18 protein-coding genes are annotated in these 17,379 nt (G+C 56.4%); 10 read left to right on the plus strand and 8 right to left on the minus strand.

Annotation, left to right across the window (positions count from 1 at the left end):
• Positions 1–9: 9 nt before the first annotated feature.
• The 3 genes from ACR0J7_RS02560 to dusB are packed head-to-tail and all read right to left on the minus strand — an operon-like array spanning position 10 to position 3,445.
• Positions 10–1,377, minus strand: a complete 1,368-nt coding sequence (locus ACR0J7_RS02560) for a response regulator (RefSeq protein WP_480480683.1) — start codon at positions 1,375–1,377, stop codon at positions 10–12.
• Positions 1,377–2,465 carry a two-component system sensor histidine kinase NtrB gene (locus ACR0J7_RS02565; protein ID WP_480772779.1) on the minus strand — a complete coding sequence of 363 codons (1,089 nt, stop codon included), beginning with the start codon at positions 2,463–2,465 and terminating at the stop codon, positions 1,377–1,379. Before ACR0J7_RS02565 ends, ACR0J7_RS02560 begins: the two co-directional genes overlap by 1 nt.
• Positions 2,462–3,445 (minus strand): tRNA dihydrouridine synthase DusB, encoded by a 984-nt coding sequence (gene dusB, locus ACR0J7_RS02570; protein WP_480913216.1) that lies wholly within the window; start codon positions 3,443–3,445, stop codon positions 2,462–2,464. Before dusB ends, ACR0J7_RS02565 begins: the two co-directional genes overlap by 4 nt.
• 181 nt (positions 3,446–3,626) lie before the next feature.
• Between dusB and ACR0J7_RS02575 the strand changes: the two genes are divergently transcribed.
• From ACR0J7_RS02575 to ACR0J7_RS02590, 4 genes are all read left to right on the plus strand, one after another.
• A complete protein-coding gene (locus ACR0J7_RS02575; protein WP_480537996.1) occupies positions 3,627–4,757 on the plus strand; it encodes a bifunctional 2-C-methyl-D-erythritol 4-phosphate cytidylyltransferase/2-C-methyl-D-erythritol 2,4-cyclodiphosphate synthase in 1,131 nt (376 codons plus the stop codon).
• A complete protein-coding gene (locus ACR0J7_RS02580) occupies positions 4,754–5,251 on the plus strand; it encodes a phosphatidylglycerophosphatase A family protein (protein WP_480480677.1) in 498 nt (165 codons plus the stop codon). The genes ACR0J7_RS02575 and ACR0J7_RS02580 overlap by 4 nt, the downstream gene beginning before the upstream one ends.
• Entirely contained in the window at positions 5,248–5,715 is a 468-nt protein-coding gene (locus ACR0J7_RS02585; RefSeq protein ID WP_480480675.1) for a CinA family protein, read from the plus strand. The genes ACR0J7_RS02580 and ACR0J7_RS02585 overlap by 4 nt, the downstream gene beginning before the upstream one ends.
• Before the next feature lie 209 nt (positions 5,716–5,924).
• On the plus strand, positions 5,925–7,106 hold the full coding sequence (locus ACR0J7_RS02590) for an ammonium transporter (RefSeq protein ID WP_480480673.1): 1,182 nt from the start codon (positions 5,925–5,927) through the stop codon (positions 7,104–7,106).
• Between the two features lie 125 nt (positions 7,107–7,231).
• On the opposite strand, the gene ACR0J7_RS02595 is transcribed toward ACR0J7_RS02590, so the two are convergent.
• From ACR0J7_RS02595 to ACR0J7_RS02605, 3 genes are read right to left on the minus strand one after another with little or no spacing between them, the layout of a single operon-like run.
• Positions 7,232–8,587, minus strand: coding sequence for an ATP-binding protein (locus ACR0J7_RS02595; protein ID WP_480557994.1), 1,356 nt, complete (start codon positions 8,585–8,587; stop codon positions 7,232–7,234).
• Complete coding sequence (locus ACR0J7_RS02600) at positions 8,587–9,246, minus strand: response regulator transcription factor (RefSeq protein WP_209503754.1); 660 nt, start codon at positions 9,244–9,246, stop codon at positions 8,587–8,589. The genes ACR0J7_RS02595 and ACR0J7_RS02600 overlap by 1 nt, the downstream gene beginning before the upstream one ends.
• 38 nt (positions 9,247–9,284) lie before the next feature.
• A complete protein-coding gene (locus ACR0J7_RS02605; RefSeq protein ID WP_480485466.1) occupies positions 9,285–9,884 on the minus strand; it encodes a PepSY domain-containing protein in 600 nt (199 codons plus the stop codon).
• A gap of 209 nt (positions 9,885–10,093) precedes the next feature.
• Between ACR0J7_RS02605 and ACR0J7_RS02610 the strand changes: the two genes are divergently transcribed.
• Complete coding sequence (locus tag ACR0J7_RS02610; protein ID WP_480485465.1) at positions 10,094–11,140, plus strand: hypothetical protein; 1,047 nt, start codon at positions 10,094–10,096, stop codon at positions 11,138–11,140.
• Positions 11,141–11,375: 235 nt separating this feature from the next.
• Here the strand turns inward: ACR0J7_RS02610 and ACR0J7_RS02615 are convergent, their stop codons facing one another.
• Together ACR0J7_RS02615 and ACR0J7_RS02620 are read right to left on the minus strand one after the other, a co-directional pair.
• Positions 11,376–11,561 carry a hypothetical protein gene (locus ACR0J7_RS02615; protein ID WP_480473092.1) on the minus strand — a complete coding sequence of 62 codons (186 nt, stop codon included), beginning with the start codon at positions 11,559–11,561 and terminating at the stop codon, positions 11,376–11,378.
• A 468-nt stretch (positions 11,562–12,029) separates the two neighbouring features.
• The gene (locus tag ACR0J7_RS02620; RefSeq protein ID WP_480492696.1) at positions 12,030–12,707 is read right to left on the minus strand and encodes a helix-turn-helix transcriptional regulator; all 678 of its coding nucleotides are present in this window, start codon (positions 12,705–12,707) and stop codon (positions 12,030–12,032) included.
• A 673-nt stretch (positions 12,708–13,380) separates the two neighbouring features.
• Here ACR0J7_RS02620 and ACR0J7_RS02625 point away from each other — a divergent pair.
• The 5 genes from ACR0J7_RS02625 (at position 13,381) to ACR0J7_RS02645 (ending at position 17,354) form a co-directional block, all read left to right on the plus strand.
• Entirely contained in the window at positions 13,381–13,557 is a 177-nt protein-coding gene (locus tag ACR0J7_RS02625; protein WP_209503749.1) for a Flp family type IVb pilin, read from the plus strand.
• A gap of 135 nt (positions 13,558–13,692) precedes the next feature.
• Positions 13,693–14,652, plus strand: a complete 960-nt coding sequence (gene cpaB, locus ACR0J7_RS02630) for a Flp pilus assembly protein CpaB (protein ID WP_480480662.1) — start codon at positions 13,693–13,695, stop codon at positions 14,650–14,652.
• A gap of 8 nt (positions 14,653–14,660) precedes the next feature.
• The gene (locus ACR0J7_RS02635) at positions 14,661–16,199 is read left to right on the plus strand and encodes a pilus assembly protein TadG-related protein (RefSeq protein ID WP_480869390.1); all 1,539 of its coding nucleotides are present in this window, start codon (positions 14,661–14,663) and stop codon (positions 16,197–16,199) included.
• Between the two features lie 13 nt (positions 16,200–16,212).
• Complete coding sequence (locus ACR0J7_RS02640; RefSeq protein WP_209503746.1) at positions 16,213–16,710, plus strand: TadE/TadG family type IV pilus assembly protein; 498 nt, start codon at positions 16,213–16,215, stop codon at positions 16,708–16,710.
• On the plus strand, positions 16,707–17,354 hold the full coding sequence (locus ACR0J7_RS02645) for a TadE/TadG family type IV pilus assembly protein (protein WP_480913218.1): 648 nt from the start codon (positions 16,707–16,709) through the stop codon (positions 17,352–17,354). Before ACR0J7_RS02640 ends, ACR0J7_RS02645 begins: the two co-directional genes overlap by 4 nt.
• Positions 17,355–17,379 lie beyond the last annotated feature (25 nt).

Below are 17,379 nucleotides of genomic sequence, written 5' to 3' on the forward strand. Positions count from 1 at the left end.
GTGGCGATATTACATCAGTTTGCGGCGCCGTGTCACCTGAATATCGAGATCTGTAATCTTTTTTCGCAGCGTATTTCGGTTAATCCCCAGTAAATCAGCACATTTTGCCTGGTTCCCACCAGTTGCATCCAGTGCGATTTCGATCAGCGGGGCCTCAACTTCACGCAATATCCGCTGATAAAGGCCCGGTGGCGGCAATATATTGCCGTGCAGATCGAAATACCGTCGCAGGTGACGCTCGACCGAGGTTGAAAGCTTCTCGCGTTCGCCGCCGCTCAGAACCGGTGCAGCTTCGGGCTGGCTGCCCAACACCATTTCCACCTCGGCCTTTGAAATCTCATCTGCCCGACTGGTCAGCCCCAAACGGCGAACGGCGTTTTCCAGTTGCCGCACATTCCCCGGCCATGAATAGCGCCGCACCAACTCAACCGCTTCCGGGCTGAGCCACCGCTTGTTGCCATTTTCCTTCTCCTCCCGGGCCAGAAAATGTTCGGCCAGCAGCGGAATATCGTCGACCCTTTCGCGCAATGAGGGCACGTGGATCGTCGCCCCACACAAACGATAATACAGGTCCTGACGGATACGGCCGTTTTCCATCCCATCGGTCAAGTTTGTCTGGCTGGTTGCCATGAAACGCGGAACATGATCACCGGGCGTATCCATCATACGCACCACGCGGGCTTGAATTTCATCGCCGATATCCGCGATTTCATCTATCAGCAGCGTACCGCCACGCACCCGCGCCATCACGCGGGCCGGGCCCTCCAGATCGCTTAGGTCGGCTGCGGTGACTGTGACAAAGGGTAATGTACGCCGATCCGAAAAGTCGTGAATTGCCCGGGCAATCAGCGACTTACCCGTTCCGCTTTCACCCGAGATCATAACCGGCAGGTCGGTATTCATCACGCGTGCGACCAAACGATACAAGGCCTGCATAACTGGCGTGCGGCCGACCAGAGGCAGCTCATCCGGGCGTTCGCCACCTGCCTGTATGGGTTCCGGCTGTGCGCGCTGCTTCTGATCCAGCGCCCGCGCCGTGCGTTTCATCAAATCCGGCAGGTCAAACGGTTTGGGCAGATAGTCATATGCGTCAGCCTCAGCCGCCTGAATTGCGGTCATGATCGTGTTTTGCGCGGAAATCACGATAACCGGCAATCCAGGGCGATCCTTTGCTATCTTCGGCAGCATCTCCAGACCGTTGCCATCGGGCATGACAACGTCCGAGATCACCACGTCGCCTTTGCCTTCGCCGACCCAACGCATCAGGGTGGTCAGCGAAGATGTTGCGTGCACCTTGCATCCGGCCCGCGTCAGCGCCTGAGTCAGAACGGTGCGGATTGTGCGGTCGTCATCCGCAACCAGTACGGTGCCATCCATCAGGTGCTCTCCTTCTTGTGTTCGGTTGCATCTCGCGGCGCGCGGCGCAGCGACAGTTTGAATACGGTGCGGCCGGGCACGGAGTCGGCGGAAATCCAGCCGTCATGGTCGGAAACGATCTTGCTGACCAGCGCCAGCCCCAGACCAGTGCCGTTTTCCTTGCCCGACACGAACGGGTCAAAGATATCACCCCGGATATCCTCGGGCAGGCCCGGACCGTCATCGATGATCTCGATCTGCAACGGCAGGGAATGACCCGATCCGTCGCTTCGGCGCAGGCGGAAGGAGTGTTCGAAATAAGTGCGCAGACGGATCGTACCGCCCTGCGGCCCCGCAGCCTCGGATGCGTTTTTCAGCAGGTTCAGGACCACCTGAAGAAACTGGTCCGGATCGCCATAGGCCAGCGGCAATGAAGGATCGTAATCCTCGATGATTGTCATATCCGCGCCAAATCCCAGCAGCGCGGACCGCCTTGCACGGTCCAGCACATCGTGGATGTTGACCGGCCTGAGGTCCGGTTTCTGCAAGTTGCCGAATTGCTCGACCTGCTCCAGAAGCTTCACGATCCTTCGGCTTTCGGCCACAATAAGGTCTGTAAGTTCAAGATCCTGTGACGAAATGTTCATGCTCAGCAGTTGCGCTGCACCGGTAATCCCTGCCAACGGGTTCTTAATCTCGTGCGCCAGCATCTCGGCCATGCCAATCGCCGACTGCGCCGCTGACTTGACCGTGTTGCCCAAGGTCATCCTGCCCGCCAGTTCACGAGGCGTTATGATCATGATCATCGACCCCGGATGGCCGACCAGAGGCGCGATCTGCAACGCACATTGCAACGGCGCGCGATTCCCAGAACCCGCATCCACATCGTTTACAAACAGTGGCGTGCCTTGCGAGCGGGCGCGCAGGAATGCTTCCTCCAGCGGTGCGTCAACGGCGATCTGGTCCCATACCGGATGCCCGATTACCGACCGGCGCGAGGCATTCAAAAACCCCTCGCCCGCCGAATTCACATCTGCGATGCGGTCGTTTTCATCAATAATAAAAGCCGGAACCGGCAATGAGTTCCAGATGTTGGCGTTGGAATTCATGCCGCCACCTCGCCCGTTTCGGCAAGTGCGTCCCCAAGCAGACGCAGGACTTCATCCGTGCTGCGCGACGTCAGAACCGCCCGCCGCAGCGGCGCAGGGGTTGCGGCCTGATCCATGTACCATCCCAGATGCTTGCGGGCGACACGCAGGCCCAGATCGGCACCGTAAAATCCCAGCATCGCCTGATAATGCGTGCGCACCATGTCGATCAGGTCATTCCCGACCGGAATATCCGGCGCATCCGCCCCGTAAAGGTCGTGACTGATCTGCGCCAGTAGCCAGGGTTTACCCTGTGCGCCACGCCCGACCATGACCCCATCTGCACCAGATTGTTCCAATGCGGTTCGTGCGGCTGCTGTGTCTACAATATCTCCGTTCGCAATAACCGGAATCGACACGGCCTGTTTCACGGCCCGGATTGCGCTCCAGTCAGCGCGCCCCTTGTAGAACTGGCATCGCGTGCGTCCGTGGATCGTAACCATCTGAACGCCTGCCTCTTGTGCACGGCGCGCAACCTCGGGGGCATTCAGCAGGGTGTCATCCCACCCCAGACGGGTTTTCAATGTCACTGGAACGTCGACTACACTGACAACGGCCTCGATCAGCGTCAGTGCGTGGTCCGGTGTTTTCAGCAGGGCCGAACCGGAATACCCATTTGTTACCTTTTTGGCAGGACACCCCATGTTAATGTCGATCACCCGCGCTCCACGATCAGCAACCTGACGCGCGGCCTCGGCCATCCAATGCGCCTCGCGCCCTGCCAGTTGCACAGCTGTGTTTTCCACATCGGCGGACAGTTCGGCGCGCTCCCGCACTCCGGGTTTGGCCTGCACCATCTCCTGACTGGCGACCATTTCGCTGACGACCATGCCGGCGCCAAAGCGCATAACCAGATCCCGAAACGGGCGATCTGTGATTCCGGCCATCGGGGCCAGCAAAACCGGCGATGTTACGAGTTTGTCAGCGAAGCGGAAAGTCAACGTGCTTAATCCTTGGGCAATTGCAGTTCTGATATCGAATTCCACGCATATGAACAACAAAACGACGCGCAACAAGCCCGCAAAACCATCATCTGCCTATTTTTTAATCACCAGACCATAGGTGATTGCCACTGCAATCACCGCCGCCTAAACAAACGCAACAAAATGGAGGGCGCGCGGCATGACCACAGCTGCCATCATAGTCGCCGCAGGCCGCGGCCTGCGCGCAGGGGGCGACGTCCCAAAACAGTGGCGCGGCCTTGCAGGACGCCGCGTGGCAGACTGGACAATCGATCGGTTCCGCGGACAGGTCGCCCATATCGTTCTGGTCTTATCCGACGAAGACACTCTGGTCTGGGAGGAGTTTCGTGATACCGATCTGATCCTCGCCTCGGGCGGCACAGATCGCACGGGTTCTGTACGCAACGGTTTGAAGGCCCTGGCGCACCTCGACGTGAAGCGCGTCCTGATTCATGACGTTGCCAGACCCTGCGTTTCGTCGCGCACCATTCAGGACGTCTTGAACGCATTGGATGCACATCAGGCCGCCGCCCCCGGACTGACGGTGACTGACGCCTTGTGGATAGGACAAGACGGGGCCGTGACTGGCACACAAGACCGCAGCAACCTGTTTGCGGCGCAAACACCGCAAGGCTTTCACTATGACACCATCACCGCCGCCCATGCCGCGCATCCGGGCGGTGCTGCTGATGATGTTGAGGTTGCACGCGCGGCGGGGGTAGATGTCTGCATCGTACCGGGCGATGCGGACAACCTGAAGATCACCCGCCCCGAGGATTTTGCCCGGGCGGAACGTATCATGGGAATGGATATGGATGTAAGACTTGGCAACGGCTATGACGTGCACCGATTTGGCGACGGGGATCATGTGGTCCTTTGCGGTGTGAAGGTTCCCCATGATCGCGGGTTGCAGGGGCATTCGGATGCGGATGTCGGGATGCATGCTGTAACCGACGCGATTTATGGCGCATTGGCGCAAGGGGATATCGGACAGCATTTTCCGCCCTCGGATCCGCAATGGAAAGGGGCCGCCAGCGAGATCTTTCTGCGTCACGCGGTCGAACTGGCTGGACAGATGGGGTATCGCATCTCGAACGTGGATTGTACGCTGGTCTGTGAATACCCGAAGATTGGCCCTCACGCCGCTGTTATGCGCGAAGAAATGTCCAAAATCATGGGCTTGCGTGCCGATCAGGTCTCGATCAAGGCCACCACGTCCGAGCGTCTGGGCTTCACCGGTCGCAGTGAAGGCATCGCATCGATTGCGACGGCCTGTCTGGTGAAATCATGAACGCGGCGCAGTTGATTGGCACCGTTGGCGGCGTCGGATATATACGCCCTGCCCCCGGCACCTGGGGTTCGCTGGCCGCGCTGCCGATGGCTTGGGTCCTGCACACGCTGGGCGGATTCCCATTGCTGGCAATCGCAACGCTCGTGGTGTTCGCAGGCGGCCTGTGGGCCACGCGCGTGATGACCGACGGCCAGGACGATCACGACCCGTCGGAAATCGTCATCGATGAGGTCGCGGGCCAGTTCATTGCCCTCTGGGCGATCTCATATCCGTCCTGGGCGCATGGGATCGACATTACCGCCCTCTGGCCCGGCTGGGTTGCCGGGTTCGCTCTGTTCCGCCTGTTCGACATCACCAAACCCGGCCCCGTCGGTTGGGCAGATCGTCGCGGCGATCCTATGGGAGTGATGCTGGACGACGTGATTGCGGGTATTTTCGCAGCCGTTGGCGTGATGGTTCTGGCTGGCATCACGCACGGGGTTCTGGGCCTATGAACGTGCCCGACCTGCTGAACCGCGCCAAAGCGCAGGGCGTTATGATCGCCACTGCGGAAAGCTGCACCGGCGGTATGGTCGCTGCGGCCCTGACGGATATACCCGGCAGCTCGGCCGTCGTGGATCGGGGTTTTGTTACCTATACCAACGGGGCCAAGCAGGACATGCTGGGTGTGCTGGCAGAAACCCTGCAGGCTTTCGGCGCAGTGTCCGAGCAGGTCGCTCGCGAAATGGCCGAAGGCGCATTGCGCAACTCACAAGCGCAGCTTGCCGTCGCGATTACCGGCATTGCCGGGCCGGGCGGGTCTGAATTCAAACCCGAAGGGCGCGTATGTTTCGGACTGGCCAGAGAAGGCCGGGAAACCCGAACAGAAACGATAGAGTTTGGCGCGCAAGGGCGGGATGCGGTGCGCCGCGCCGCGCGGGATCATGCGCTGGCGTTGCTTCTGACCGGGCTTTCATAACGCGCACCTTTTTTAGGCATTATCTGCCCATAGCCGCCAAAACTGTCATCACTTGAACAAAAGGCGACAAAATAGGCGACCAATTCGGGTATTGCCTCTTTTTTCCTCACCTGCCCTCCGCTTCAAGGCTCTGCACATACACTCACTCGATCCCGGGCGTTGTCAGATGACCTGCCCGGGAAACCATGCAGGGAAAAGGAGAGCGGCCCATGAATGGAGCCGATACAGCCTGGATCATAGTTGCTACAGCACTGGTCCTTTTCATGACATTACCGGGTCTGGCCTTGTTTTACGGCGGGCTTGTACGTGCCCGAAACGTGCTCAGCGTTTTTATGCATTGCTTTGCCATTGCCTGTTTGATGAGCATTCTGTGGCTGGTGGCCGGGTACTCCATCGCCTTTGGACCCGGTGAAAGTGGGCTTTGGGGTGGTTTGGGCAAGGCTTTCCTCAACGGTGTTGATGTGAACAGCCTTGCTGGCACTCTCCCAGAAATCCTGTTCTTTGCCTTTCAGATGACCTTTGCCATCATCACCCCGGCCCTGATCGTGGGCGCATATGTTGAACGGGTGGGCTTTGGCTTTGTGCTCACCTTCTCGGCGCTGTGGATGCTGCTGTGCTATGCGCCGGTGGTTCACTGGATCTGGGGCGGTGGAATGCTGTCCGATGGTGGTATTTTGGGTGACATTGGCGTGCGTGATTTCGCTGGCGGTATCGTGGTGCACGAAACCGCTGGTCTGGCAGCCCTGATCATCGCCGTCATCCTTGGCCCGCGCCGAAACCGAACGACCCCGCCGCATAATCCCGGCTATGTCATGGTCGGCGCCGCGATGCTGTGGGTCGGCTGGTTCGGCTTCAATGGCGGTTCGCAACTGGCCGCGGACGGTGGCGCTGCGATGGCGATGACCGTTACCCACCTGTCCGCCGCAACTGCGTCACTGACATGGGCGCTTTGGGAACGCATCCGCTTTGGCAAAGCCTCGATGGTGGGTCTTGTCACCGGGACAATTGCAGGTCTGGCCTCGATCACGCCCGCTTCGGGTTTTGTGGGTCCGGTTCAGGCCCTCATCATCGGTGCTGTCGCGGGCATTCTGTGTCAGGAAGCCGTCAGTCTGGTGCGCAACAAGCTGAATATCGACGATACATTGGACGTGTTCGCGGTACATGGCGTCGGAGGCATCTTCGGCACCATCATGATCGCCCTGTTCGGCCTTGGCACATGGACCGCACAGTTGGGCGGGCTGGTTATCGTGGGTGTCTTTGCGGCAGCTGTCACGTTTGTGTTGGTCAAACTGGTTGCACTGATCACACCACTTCGCGTAAACGCCGAGACCGAGACAAATGGCCTCGACCTCTCGGTACATGGTGAGCGGGCCTATGACATGAGCAGCTAAGCCCACCTTGGCTGCCTATCGCCCGCAAGGGCAAAAGCGGACCTGTCATGGGTCCGCTTTTCTTGTTTTGGCGCCTTGTCCACCTACGTCACACCCAAAGCACCCTGAACCTTCAGGGCAAATGATCAGCCCGTCGCAGGATGCGCATTGGTTCCCTTCGGAATTACGATCCGGCATTCCAGACCGCCAAGCGAGCTGGATGCACCCAGATCAAGCCGACTGTCATAGGCCTTTAACAAATCAACCGCGATGGCCAGCCCAAGGCCGCTGCCCGAAACAGAGGTATCCAGCCTCCCCCCCGATCGCAGTGCCTCGCGGTGAGCGCCCTGAGGAATTCCCGGACCATCGTCGTCAATCACAACTTCGATCCCGTTCGAGGTTCTCATAGCCGTCACGCGGACCTTATGTTTGCACCATTTGACCGCGTTATCCAGCAGGTTGCCCAAAACTTCTTCGATATCCTGCGCGTCCATACGCACCCAAAGACCCGGGTCGCGTTCGATTTCCAATGACTTTCCTTCGCGCTCGGCCATGGTGGTGAACAGACGCGCCAGTCGATCAATCGAATGAGACAGATCGGTACGAGAATGGGTCAAGTCCGCAGTATTCAGCGCCCGCATTCGGGCAAGCGACCGGCCCAGCTGCGCGTCAATGCGGTCGAGAGCTTCCACAGCGGTTTCCGTAGAACCTCCCGCTTCGGACAACAGCAGCAGTTCATTGCGCATGATTGCAGTAGGTGTTTTCAGGGCATGGGCCAAATCTGCCGCCTGACGACGTGATCCCGATACGATTTCCCGGTTTCGACGCAAGAGCTGGTTCAGATCCTCGACCAGAGGAGACACCTCTTCTGGATAATCGCCTGGTCTAAGGTCTTCGTCCCGATCCCAACGATGCGCCACATCTGACCGAAGCTTTCTGAGTGGCGTCAGGATGATTGACGTCAGAAGTAGTGACCCAACGACACCGATCAGACCGACCAGCGCAAAAACCGGAAGCAGGCTTTGTTGTGCAGCGCGGCGTTCCGCGACAAGCTGGGCCTGACTTTCGGCAACGCTGACCCCCCAGACCGTGCCATCCTCATAGGTAATTTTCTGAAAGGCTCCTCGTAAAGCTTCGCTTTCCGGACCGGGAGTGTTCCAAAGCGTCGTTACATCAGGGGTGCCAAGGGGTTCGGCAATGACTTCATCAAACAAGGAAGCCGACGTAAAGATTTCGCCTTCGCTGTTGCTGACTTGCCAGTATCGGCCAGAATACGGTGTGCCATAGGCCGGATCGAACATCAGATCGCGCAGCGCATCCGGGTCATGGGTCGTAACGCTCAACCCAACGACCAGTTGCGTGTGACGATCAAGTAGTGCGGTATCAAACCTGTCCGAAACGCGGGCATTGATGAACGAGAACACGGCCAGCGTACCAACACCCACTGAAAGGGCACCCGACGCGATCCCCCCCAGTAGAGCCCGTTGACGCAGAGATAACATCAGGCAGAGTCGATCATGTATCCGCGGCCCCGAATCGTTGTGATCAGATCAGGGCCAAGTTTTTTGCGCAGACGGGTTATGAAGACCGCAATGGTGTTCGAGTCCCTGTCTCCATCGTATTCGTAGATATGTTCCGACAACTCGGTCCTTGAGATCATACGCCCAACATTATGGGCCAGATATGTAAGAACAGCCAACTCCTGCGCGGTCAGGTCGATGGGCACGCCATCCGCCGTTACACGCCCGTTGCGGGTATCCAGCACAACATTTCCCATTTCGACGACGGGATTCAACTGACCGCTCTGCCGCCGCAGTATGGCACGGACCCGCGCTGCCAGTTCGGGCATATGGAACGGCTTGGTCATGTAGTCGTCCGCGCCTGCGTCCAATCCGTCGACCCTTTCGCTCCAGCCATCGCGGGCCGTGAGGATCAGCACCGGAGTCTTGATGCCCGCACTGCGCCATTCCCGCAGAACTGAAATGCCATCGCGTTCCGGCAATCCAATATCGAGGATGATCATGTCATAGGGTTCTGTTGCACCCAGATGCAAAGCTTCCAGGCCGCTGTTCACAATGTCCACGACCCGACCTTCAGCGTTCAACAGTTTCTTGATCTGCTCGCAAAGGTGCGGTTCGTCTTCTGCCAGTAAGACTCTCATACTTGGGAATTATAGGCGTGCGAATGGCAGTTTAACCATTACTTTTTACCACCGCCGTTGCCGCCACCGTTTCCACCACCGTTGCCGCCAGAATTGCCACCAGAATTGCCACCACCGTTACCACCGCCATTGCCACCACCGTTACCACCGGAGTTGCCGCCGCCGTTACCTCCGGAGTTGCCTCCGCCATTGCCACCAGAGTTGCCGCGACCGCCACCGCTGTTCCCGCGGTTGCCGCTTTGACCGCCATTTGCTTTGACTGAAGACTTGCCTTGAGATTTCGCATTGGCCGAGTTTCCGGGCGCAGATTTGGCCGCTTCTGAGATTTGTTTGCCGATCTTGGACCCGTTGGAAACGACAACGCCGGTTTTTGCGTTAACAATAACACTGACAATCTTCCCGTTCGGCTTTTTGACCAGTACGCGGTAGTAAACTTTGTCGGCCTGAAAAGCTCGCGCATCAATAGGCGTACCGCCAAAGACCTGTTCGACCCCTTTGATGACTTTCTGCAACCGGATTGCGTTGCCCGAGGTTGTTGCTTTGCGCAGTTCTGCCTGCTTCAGCTCACGAACGGCTGCATTGCCTTCTCCGGGCTGGAGAAAGACAATAAGAAACATAATGGTTAAGAGCTTTCTCATCTTCGGCACTCTTTACTGCGCAACCACCTACATAATCTACCGATTTCAACATGAACTGGGGATGAACGACCAGTTTGGCGTGGGTTCAATGATGATCGGTTTAGATAGCACCTGTCAGATCTTGATTCCGGCAAGCGGTTTGCCTGTGTGCGAATCTTGGAAAACTATGTCGGACCACTGAAACACGCCTTCGATTTACGAGGAACGCTATGAAAACCAATATGACCGGCTTGCTGAAAGCCTCTGCACTCGCAATCGCAATGTTAGGCTCCACCGCAATTGTTGGCGCGATTGCATTTCCTGACGTGGCTTATGCAAAAGATGGCAAAGGCGGCGGTAAAGGAAACGGCGGTGGCAATGGTGGTGGTAACGGAAACGGCGGTGGTAACGGTGGTGGCAAAGGAAACAGCGACAGTGCCGGAAAGGGCAAAGGCAACAGCGGCGGTAATGGCGCGACCAAAGGTGGCGGCTCAAAATCCGCCGGCAAGTCAGGGCGCACTACCTCTGGCGCAAAGGGTTCGAAGTCAAAATCTTCGAAGGGAAAATCGTTCTCTTTGAAAGAACTGTTTACCGGTAAGAAGTCCACGAAAACTCAGACCAAGACCGCACCGTCAGCGCACGCGACAAAATCTAAGGTTCAGGTCGAGGAAACGGACCTGACCGATTCCCACAAGAAGGGGAATAAACTGGCTGCCGCGCTGGGCGTCCACCCTTCGGAACTGGGCGCACTGAACGCAGCCAACGCAAGTGAGAAGGCCCTCCAGAACGCTGCCCCGAATTCGCGCGTCGGTCGCATTGCAACCTATCGCGACACGGTTTTGGCTGGCGACAGCATCCGAGCTGAGCTTGCCGAAAAACAAGACCTTCTGGATGATATGACCCCGCCGGAGCGCTCCAGCGCTGAAATCAATGACGACCTTGAGGATGCGCTGGCCGATGTTCAGGAAAAGCAGGACATCGTCGATGATCTCGAACAGCAACTGGCAGATGCGGGAGGCACCAATCCTGATATCGAGGACGCACTTCAGGACGCAAACGATGATCTGCAAGCTTCCAAAGATGCCGCTGACAGCCTGAATGCCGAAAAACAGGCAGCCTTGGAGTACGAGGAAGCCATGCAAGACGTCGAAGACCTGGCAGACGCCGTTGAGCAGCAGTCACTCGATGAGCGCGCGGCATTGGAAGACGCTGCGAACAAACCCGTCACCGACGAGGTCGAGGCTGCTGTAAAGGCAATGCTCGGACTGGATAGCTAACAGCTTTTGCCTTCATTCTTATGAAGTGGGCAAAAGACCGGGCCAGCTAAGTGATTACCAGCCGTTTGGCTGGCCCGACTTTCTCATTAAGATCCTGACCGCCAGGTTGTATTGCGCTTATGCCCGACGCAAGTTGGCAAAGGTTACTGAGAAAAAATATAGCCCGCTCCAATTCGGAGCGGGCTTTATCTTTCCTTGATCAAGTTGATCCGGAAATCCATCGGACGTCTGATTTTCAGAAGTCCCGGTTTGCCTCTTCTAGTCGCTTGTTATTTACGATTTCTGTCAGTGCATTTTCGATAGGAGGGAAGCGACTGCTGCTCGAATTTGTATTACTTGAAACTTCGCCGTTCATGACGGGATTATGGGGTTGCATTGTCGCACATGCATACGGCGCAACCTCAATAGCAGTCTTGATCATGCTGTTCCCCTTCCATTCAACCGGACGTGGTTTGCCCGGCCTGTGCGATCAGTATGCCCCGAGCCAGTTGAACACTCAGAGAATACATTGTTCACATTATGTTAATGTTGTCGCGAAATCATGAACAACGACTAAGTAATTAACAAAAAAGGATATTATTTCGCCAACAGATACAATCAGGCCAGATGGATAAAAAAATAAGGCACTCTCTCCCTACTCCGTAAGGTTGTTTAACCCAAGGAAAAGCGACATACGTCTATGGCGAGCGAGTCAGGTTTCTTACACCGAATTTGGGGGTAAAACTGCGGCCGAAGAAAGAAATCTACGAAACAGCCGACGAAATTGCGACACAGTTCAGCGGTTGGTCGACCTGCGCGGCACCATAAAGGGCAGGACCATGACGGCGGATGGATCCTTTGAAAACCAAAACGGTCTTCAGGTCGTCCCGGTAGCAATACATTCGGTTAACTAACCCGCGATCTGAGCAAAACCCCTGTCAGCATCAACGCTTCGGTTCAATAGATGCAAAAGCTCGACCTGGCTCGTCGCCCCTGTTTTGGAAAATATGGAACTTAGGTGCGAACGAACTGTTGTCGGGCCAATGGACAGAGTCTCCGAAATCGTCTTCACTGTCATTCCCTCTTTCATCATCGCACATACCCGAAACTCGCATCTGCTGAGGTCGGCCGGATTATGTGGATCAAGGATCGGAACAAAGCGATTGTTGCTGTTGAACTTGGACCGGTGACTCCGAAGAACCTCGGAGTTGGCAGCAACTGTTCCAGGCAAGCGTTTGCTCCAGCCAGACGATAATGTTGGAGCCAGCGCACTTATCAGATCAAGTTCGAAGGTCTGCGGGTGAATACTGTAGTGAAGCTCAATGTAATCAACCTGCGCCCCGGTTACGTCCAGCGGAATCAGGATAACCTCCACCAGCCCCTCAGGCCTTTGGGGCCGACAATGGGAGATTGGTGATGCGTCGGATAACACCAAGTCTGATAGTTTCCAGACTGAACCCGGCCTTGCCGTTGATATACATTCTCCAATAACCAACTCTGCCTGCGTTTGCGGCTGTGAAGGCCAGATTTTCCCCTGCTGGACACAACAGCGCGCAATATGCTTTGCCTTCCAATCCTTTTTCTGCATTCTGACAATTAGAACCGCATCAGCATTTGCCAGGCGCATTAAACAATTTACGGATCGAGACACGGAGCCATTACCGCATAGGGCCTGAGTCCACTCCACTACAAAGTCCAGACTCTCCCTCGCCTGAGCGCTCTTTAAAAAACTCACACTCATAACAATTAACCATTCAACTAAACAGACCGACCAAACAAACAGGTTCGGGTTACTACAACAAATTTGTGTTCCTTTCGAAGTCACAGCAACCGGAATTATCGGCTTGTCTGCGCGGGAAGTTTTCAAACAAAGGCTTTTAAGAAACTTTATATATCTGTTTTTAATATGCTTTTCTAAGTCTTGTCATCACTGAACCGCACGATGCCAATCCGCAAACGCCAGACCGGTCAGTAAAAATCAACCACCATCCCGCTCACAATTGCGACCCGGCTCAATTCATTGTTTCCGAAAAAGGGCGATTCGCTGAACGTTAATACGTTGTTAACGCAGGGTTAAATGTATTCGCCCAAAAGGGTGATTTTCTTCAATTGATTCAACCAAAAGGTGTATTTCAATTACCTTTGAAGGAAGGCACGCATTTCCCCCGTTCCTATTCTGATTCCCGAGCTAATGCATTTTCGCCTGGCTTGCGCTCAAGAATACGGAGCGCTGATAACGTCTAACCTATTTGGGGGAAATAATGACTAAATTCATGAAGAAGTTTGTTAAGAATGAAAGCGGTGCAGCAATTGTCGAATATGGCCTGGCTCTTTTGGTCGTGGCGTCGATTGCAGTTGGCGCATTCTCGTATCTGGGCACCACTACCAACACAAACGTGACTGGTGCATGCGCTGCTCTGGGTAGCGCGACCTGCTGACCCAAACACACTTACCAAAATACAGAGCTCTGTGCCGCCGCGCCACTGTTGCGGCGCAGAGTTCACCGCCAGGAATTTCGCGAAAACAAGACGACCGAAGTTCCATATTTCAGAACGTAATTGTTGGAGAGAGTGATGCGTATCAGGCCAATCATTTCTACACTGTTTGGAATTGCGATAGCGTCCGGTTCCGTTTACCTGGCGAAAGATCACATTCAGTTTAAGACAAGCACTGCCGGTGTCTCGCCAGATGCCGATCTGGTTGAGATCTACGTGGCCCGATCAGAAATCGCGTTTGGTCAAACGATCGAAGCGCACGACGTCACAATTCACCCCTGGCCGCGCGAGGCGCTCCCGGCCGGAGTTTTCACGGACATTGATGTACTTGTTCCAAACAATCGCCGTCAGCTGCGGCGCGCCAAGGGCCGGTTCTATCCCGGCGAAGTAATGCTTCTTTCCAAGGTTTCGAACTTTGGAGAAAAAGTCACCCTTGTTCAGAAGTTGGGTGAAAACACACGCGCCATGGCGATCGAGGTCGATGCTGTAACAGCCGTGGGCGGTTTTGTTACCCCAGGCGATCACGTTGATATCGTCTTGACCCAAGGTGCCAAGCAGGACCTGCGCGCGGTCACCATCTTGCAGAATATTCGCGTCATTGGCGTGGACCAGCAGTCGGAAGAATTAAGCGATCAGCCGGAGGTCGCCCGCACGATTACGGTGGAAGTGACCCCGCAGCAAGGTCAACGTCTGGCCCTGGCTCAAAAGGCCGGAACCCTGAGCCTGACACTGCGCACCCTGGACAGCGTCGAGGATGAACCCATGGAGATGGTTCGCCTGCGCGATCTGTTGCAGGAGGAAGGACCGGTAGAAAAGGTGGATATTCAACCCACTGTAAAGCTGCGCCGGGGAACCGAGACTGAGGTTGTGACCATCCAGCGGCAACAGGAAGAAGCGGAACAGGCAACAGAAACTGCGCCCGCCGCCGAATTGCAACCTGATACCCAAAAAGATGCGCAGCTTGCGCCGGCGTCCGCGACTCCGCGCGTCAAACCCCGCATTCGCCCAATCAAAGTCAGTCAGACACCCGGTCAATAAGTTCAGCCATGCCAACTCGCGCTATCATATCCGCATTCGCCCAAGAGGAGAACGGCACCGTCGCGATCCTGTGGGGCACTGCTTTGGTCGCATTCCTTGGGTTCTTTGCAATCACACTGGACGTTGGCCGGTTGAATTCGACACATGCAGAGCTTCAGTCATTCGCCGACAACGTAGCTTTGGCCGCAGCGGGAGAGTTGGACGGCCAACCGGACGCGATTACGCGAGCCACAAATGCAGCAGCAAATCTTGTCAGCGACAGCCAGACATTCGCAAACGGGGCGACCACGCTTTCAGGATCTTCGGATTATACCCTCCTGTTTCACTCGGCGCTTCCGGCATCGGATCTGACCCCGCTTGGCGCAGATATTACAACCGATCCACGAAAGGCCAGGTTCGCGCAGATCGTGTTGACACCTAAATCCCTGACGATGAGCCTGGCTTCGGCGCTGGACAAAATGCTTGGTGGGGCTGGGTTTTCTGCTGCCAGCGTTTCAGCCGAGGCAGTGGCCGGATACTCGAAAGCGGCGTGCGATATCTCACCCCTAATGTTCTGCCTGCCCCCGAATTGGGAATCCACTTTGACCGTAGGCGACCAGATATTGCTGCGCAGTGGCGGCAACGGAACGGCTTGGGGTCCGGGCAATTTCGGCTTTATTGATCTGGCGAATTTCCAAGACAGCTCGGGTGTATGTGCCGACGAAGGGGGCAATAAGCTGGCCTGTCTGATCGCGGCGCAAAGCCAGATCACCCAATGTGTTCTGACCAATGGTCTGAACACCGAACCCGGCCAGAAAAACGGCATTACCAACGCTGCATTCAACGTCCGCTTTGACATCTACCGCTCGGTTCTCAACGGTGAGAAGAACAATATCGATTTCGCGCCCGCACCAAATGTGATCAAGGGGATTGAAAGCAACGGTGGCGGCGCTTGCATTCAGGGTAATGAACAGACGACCCCTGATACAACCGGTCTAGGGCGCGACCTGTGCATGACGGCAGGCACCTGCGGTGGAAACAACCGTTTCGGTGACGGCAACTGGGATCGAACCGGGTACCTTAATCGAAACCACGATCTGGCAGATGGGATTGCCGACGGCATCGGCAGCGACACACATCTGCCACCACTGTCCGGGTCGGATACCGTTTTTTCCGGGACGCGGTATGGAATGTATCTGAGGGAAATAGCCTACGGGAACACGAACCCCTACGCGGCACCGAACGCAAATTCCATTCTTGACCCTTCACTTGCCGAAACCGGCCGTCCAATGTGTTCCAGCCAGATGTCCAACGACCCGGCACGGCGCGTTGTAACAGCTGCCGGTATTGATTGCGCGCTGAACCCAGTATCTGGTTCGACAACTGGGGTTCCGGTCACCAAATTTGTTGCCGTGTTCCTGACTGAACCGGTCGGTGATGACGGTGGCTCACCCCCCAGTTTCGACATCCACGGAGAGGTCGTCGGTTTCCCCGATGTGACCGGCGTTGGCAGCGGCGGCAACGGGTTTGGCGGCATCTTTCGCGACGTCGTACAGTTGTATCGGTAGGGGCTGAGGGTTCATGTGTATTCGCCTCAAATCCCCTTTCAAGCGCTTCGCCAAAAGCGACGATGGAGCGATCCTAGTCGAGTTCGGCCTCGTCATGCCGATTATGCTGCTGCTGTTGGCGGTGACATTGGAATCCGCACGCCTTATGTGGTCGTACCAGTCGGTCATTGCCGGGGTCCGGGATGCCAGCCGTTATATGTCGCGCGTCACGCCCTCGGATATCTGTTCGTCTGGCGGAACTGTCGCGGGGCTCAGCACAACTCTGAAAGGGATTGTCGAGCGTGACATTCATGGCAACAGCCTGTTTCCCCCCAGCATAACCGTCAACTCGGTAACACCCAGCCTGTCCTGCGTGTCCGGCACGTATCGCATGAACCCGGCGCCCGTCGGTCAGGTAAGCGCCAATATCACCGTTCAGTTCCCGTTGGGGGGCATACTGAAGCTTTTCGGCAGCGGCGCGTCATCGATAACCACCGACGTCGCTGACACATCGCGGATATTTGGCCAATGACAAGGTTGCGGAATAATCGCGCCATCTGTCGCCAGGTCGCGGACAAGATGCTGCGCGACCAAAATGGTGGGGTTCTTGTTGAGTTTGCCTTGGTTGTGTCCCTGTTTTCCTTCCTGTTCCTGGCATTGCTGGACTTTGGCCGGCTATCATACAGCGGAGTGAACGCGCAAAAAGCCGCACAGTTGGCGGCGCGCATCGCTGTGGTGCGCCCTGCGGCCTGTCCGGGTGTGCCACAAACCCACACGCGGGGAACATCCGCGTTGTCCCCTCGCTTTGGCACCCCATGCAGTGCGTCGGCTGGCGTATGTGCCGACCCCGTAACGCCAGCTTGTGTGGGTGACGCCACCAACACCACAGCATCTGAAATCTGGGGGCGCATCAACCCGTTGCTGCCCCCCGGCACGACGATTGACGCCTTGCAGTTTTCCTATGATTTCAATTCCAATCTGGGCTTCCTGGGTGGCCCTTACACACCCATGGTCACGGTTGAGCTGAACCTGAATGATTTTCAGTTCGTGTCGCCACTGGCCGCGCTTGCAAACGCCGCGGGCGCGACCAGCAGCACAATTCCTTCAACAGCCGGGTTTTCCAATTTCAGCGTTTCGCTGCCTGCCGAAGACCTGGCATCAGGAGAGTCAGGTTAATGGTTAAGAACGTTTCCAATCTCAA

Source organism: Ruegeria sp. O4 (assembly GCF_056535125.1).

Coding starts and splice junctions, on each gene's coding strand:
- ACR0J7_RS02560 (WP_480480683.1), bottom strand. CDS start 1,377: ATGGATGGCACCGTACTGGTTGCGGATGACGACCGCACAATCCGCACC.
- ACR0J7_RS02565 (WP_480772779.1), bottom strand. CDS start 2,465: ATGAATTCCAACGCCAACATCTGGAACTCATTGCCGGTTCCGGCTTTT.
- ACR0J7_RS02575 (WP_480537996.1), top strand. CDS start 3,627: ATGACCACAGCTGCCATCATAGTCGCCGCAGGCCGCGGCCTGCGCGCA.
- ACR0J7_RS02580 (WP_480480677.1), top strand. CDS start 4,754: ATGAACGCGGCGCAGTTGATTGGCACCGTTGGCGGCGTCGGATATATA.
- ACR0J7_RS02585 (WP_480480675.1), top strand. CDS start 5,248: ATGAACGTGCCCGACCTGCTGAACCGCGCCAAAGCGCAGGGCGTTATG.
- ACR0J7_RS02590 (WP_480480673.1), top strand. CDS start 5,925: ATGAATGGAGCCGATACAGCCTGGATCATAGTTGCTACAGCACTGGTC.
- ACR0J7_RS02595 (WP_480557994.1), bottom strand. CDS start 8,587: ATGTTATCTCTGCGTCAACGGGCTCTACTGGGGGGGATCGCGTCGGGT.
- ACR0J7_RS02600 (WP_209503754.1), bottom strand. CDS start 9,246: ATGAGAGTCTTACTGGCAGAAGACGAACCGCACCTTTGCGAGCAGATC.
- ACR0J7_RS02605 (WP_480485466.1), bottom strand. CDS start 9,884: ATGAGAAAGCTCTTAACCATTATGTTTCTTATTGTCTTTCTCCAGCCC.
- ACR0J7_RS02610 (WP_480485465.1), top strand. CDS start 10,094: ATGAAAACCAATATGACCGGCTTGCTGAAAGCCTCTGCACTCGCAATC.
- ACR0J7_RS02615 (WP_480473092.1), bottom strand. CDS start 11,561: ATGATCAAGACTGCTATTGAGGTTGCGCCGTATGCATGTGCGACAATG.
- ACR0J7_RS02620 (WP_480492696.1), bottom strand. CDS start 12,707: ATGCAGAAAAAGGATTGGAAGGCAAAGCATATTGCGCGCTGTTGTGTC.
- ACR0J7_RS02625 (WP_209503749.1), top strand. CDS start 13,381: ATGACTAAATTCATGAAGAAGTTTGTTAAGAATGAAAGCGGTGCAGCA.
- cpaB (WP_480480662.1), top strand. CDS start 13,693: ATGCGTATCAGGCCAATCATTTCTACACTGTTTGGAATTGCGATAGCG.
- ACR0J7_RS02635 (WP_480869390.1), top strand. CDS start 14,661: ATGCCAACTCGCGCTATCATATCCGCATTCGCCCAAGAGGAGAACGGC.
- ACR0J7_RS02640 (WP_209503746.1), top strand. CDS start 16,213: ATGTGTATTCGCCTCAAATCCCCTTTCAAGCGCTTCGCCAAAAGCGAC.
- ACR0J7_RS02645 (WP_480913218.1), top strand. CDS start 16,707: ATGACAAGGTTGCGGAATAATCGCGCCATCTGTCGCCAGGTCGCGGAC.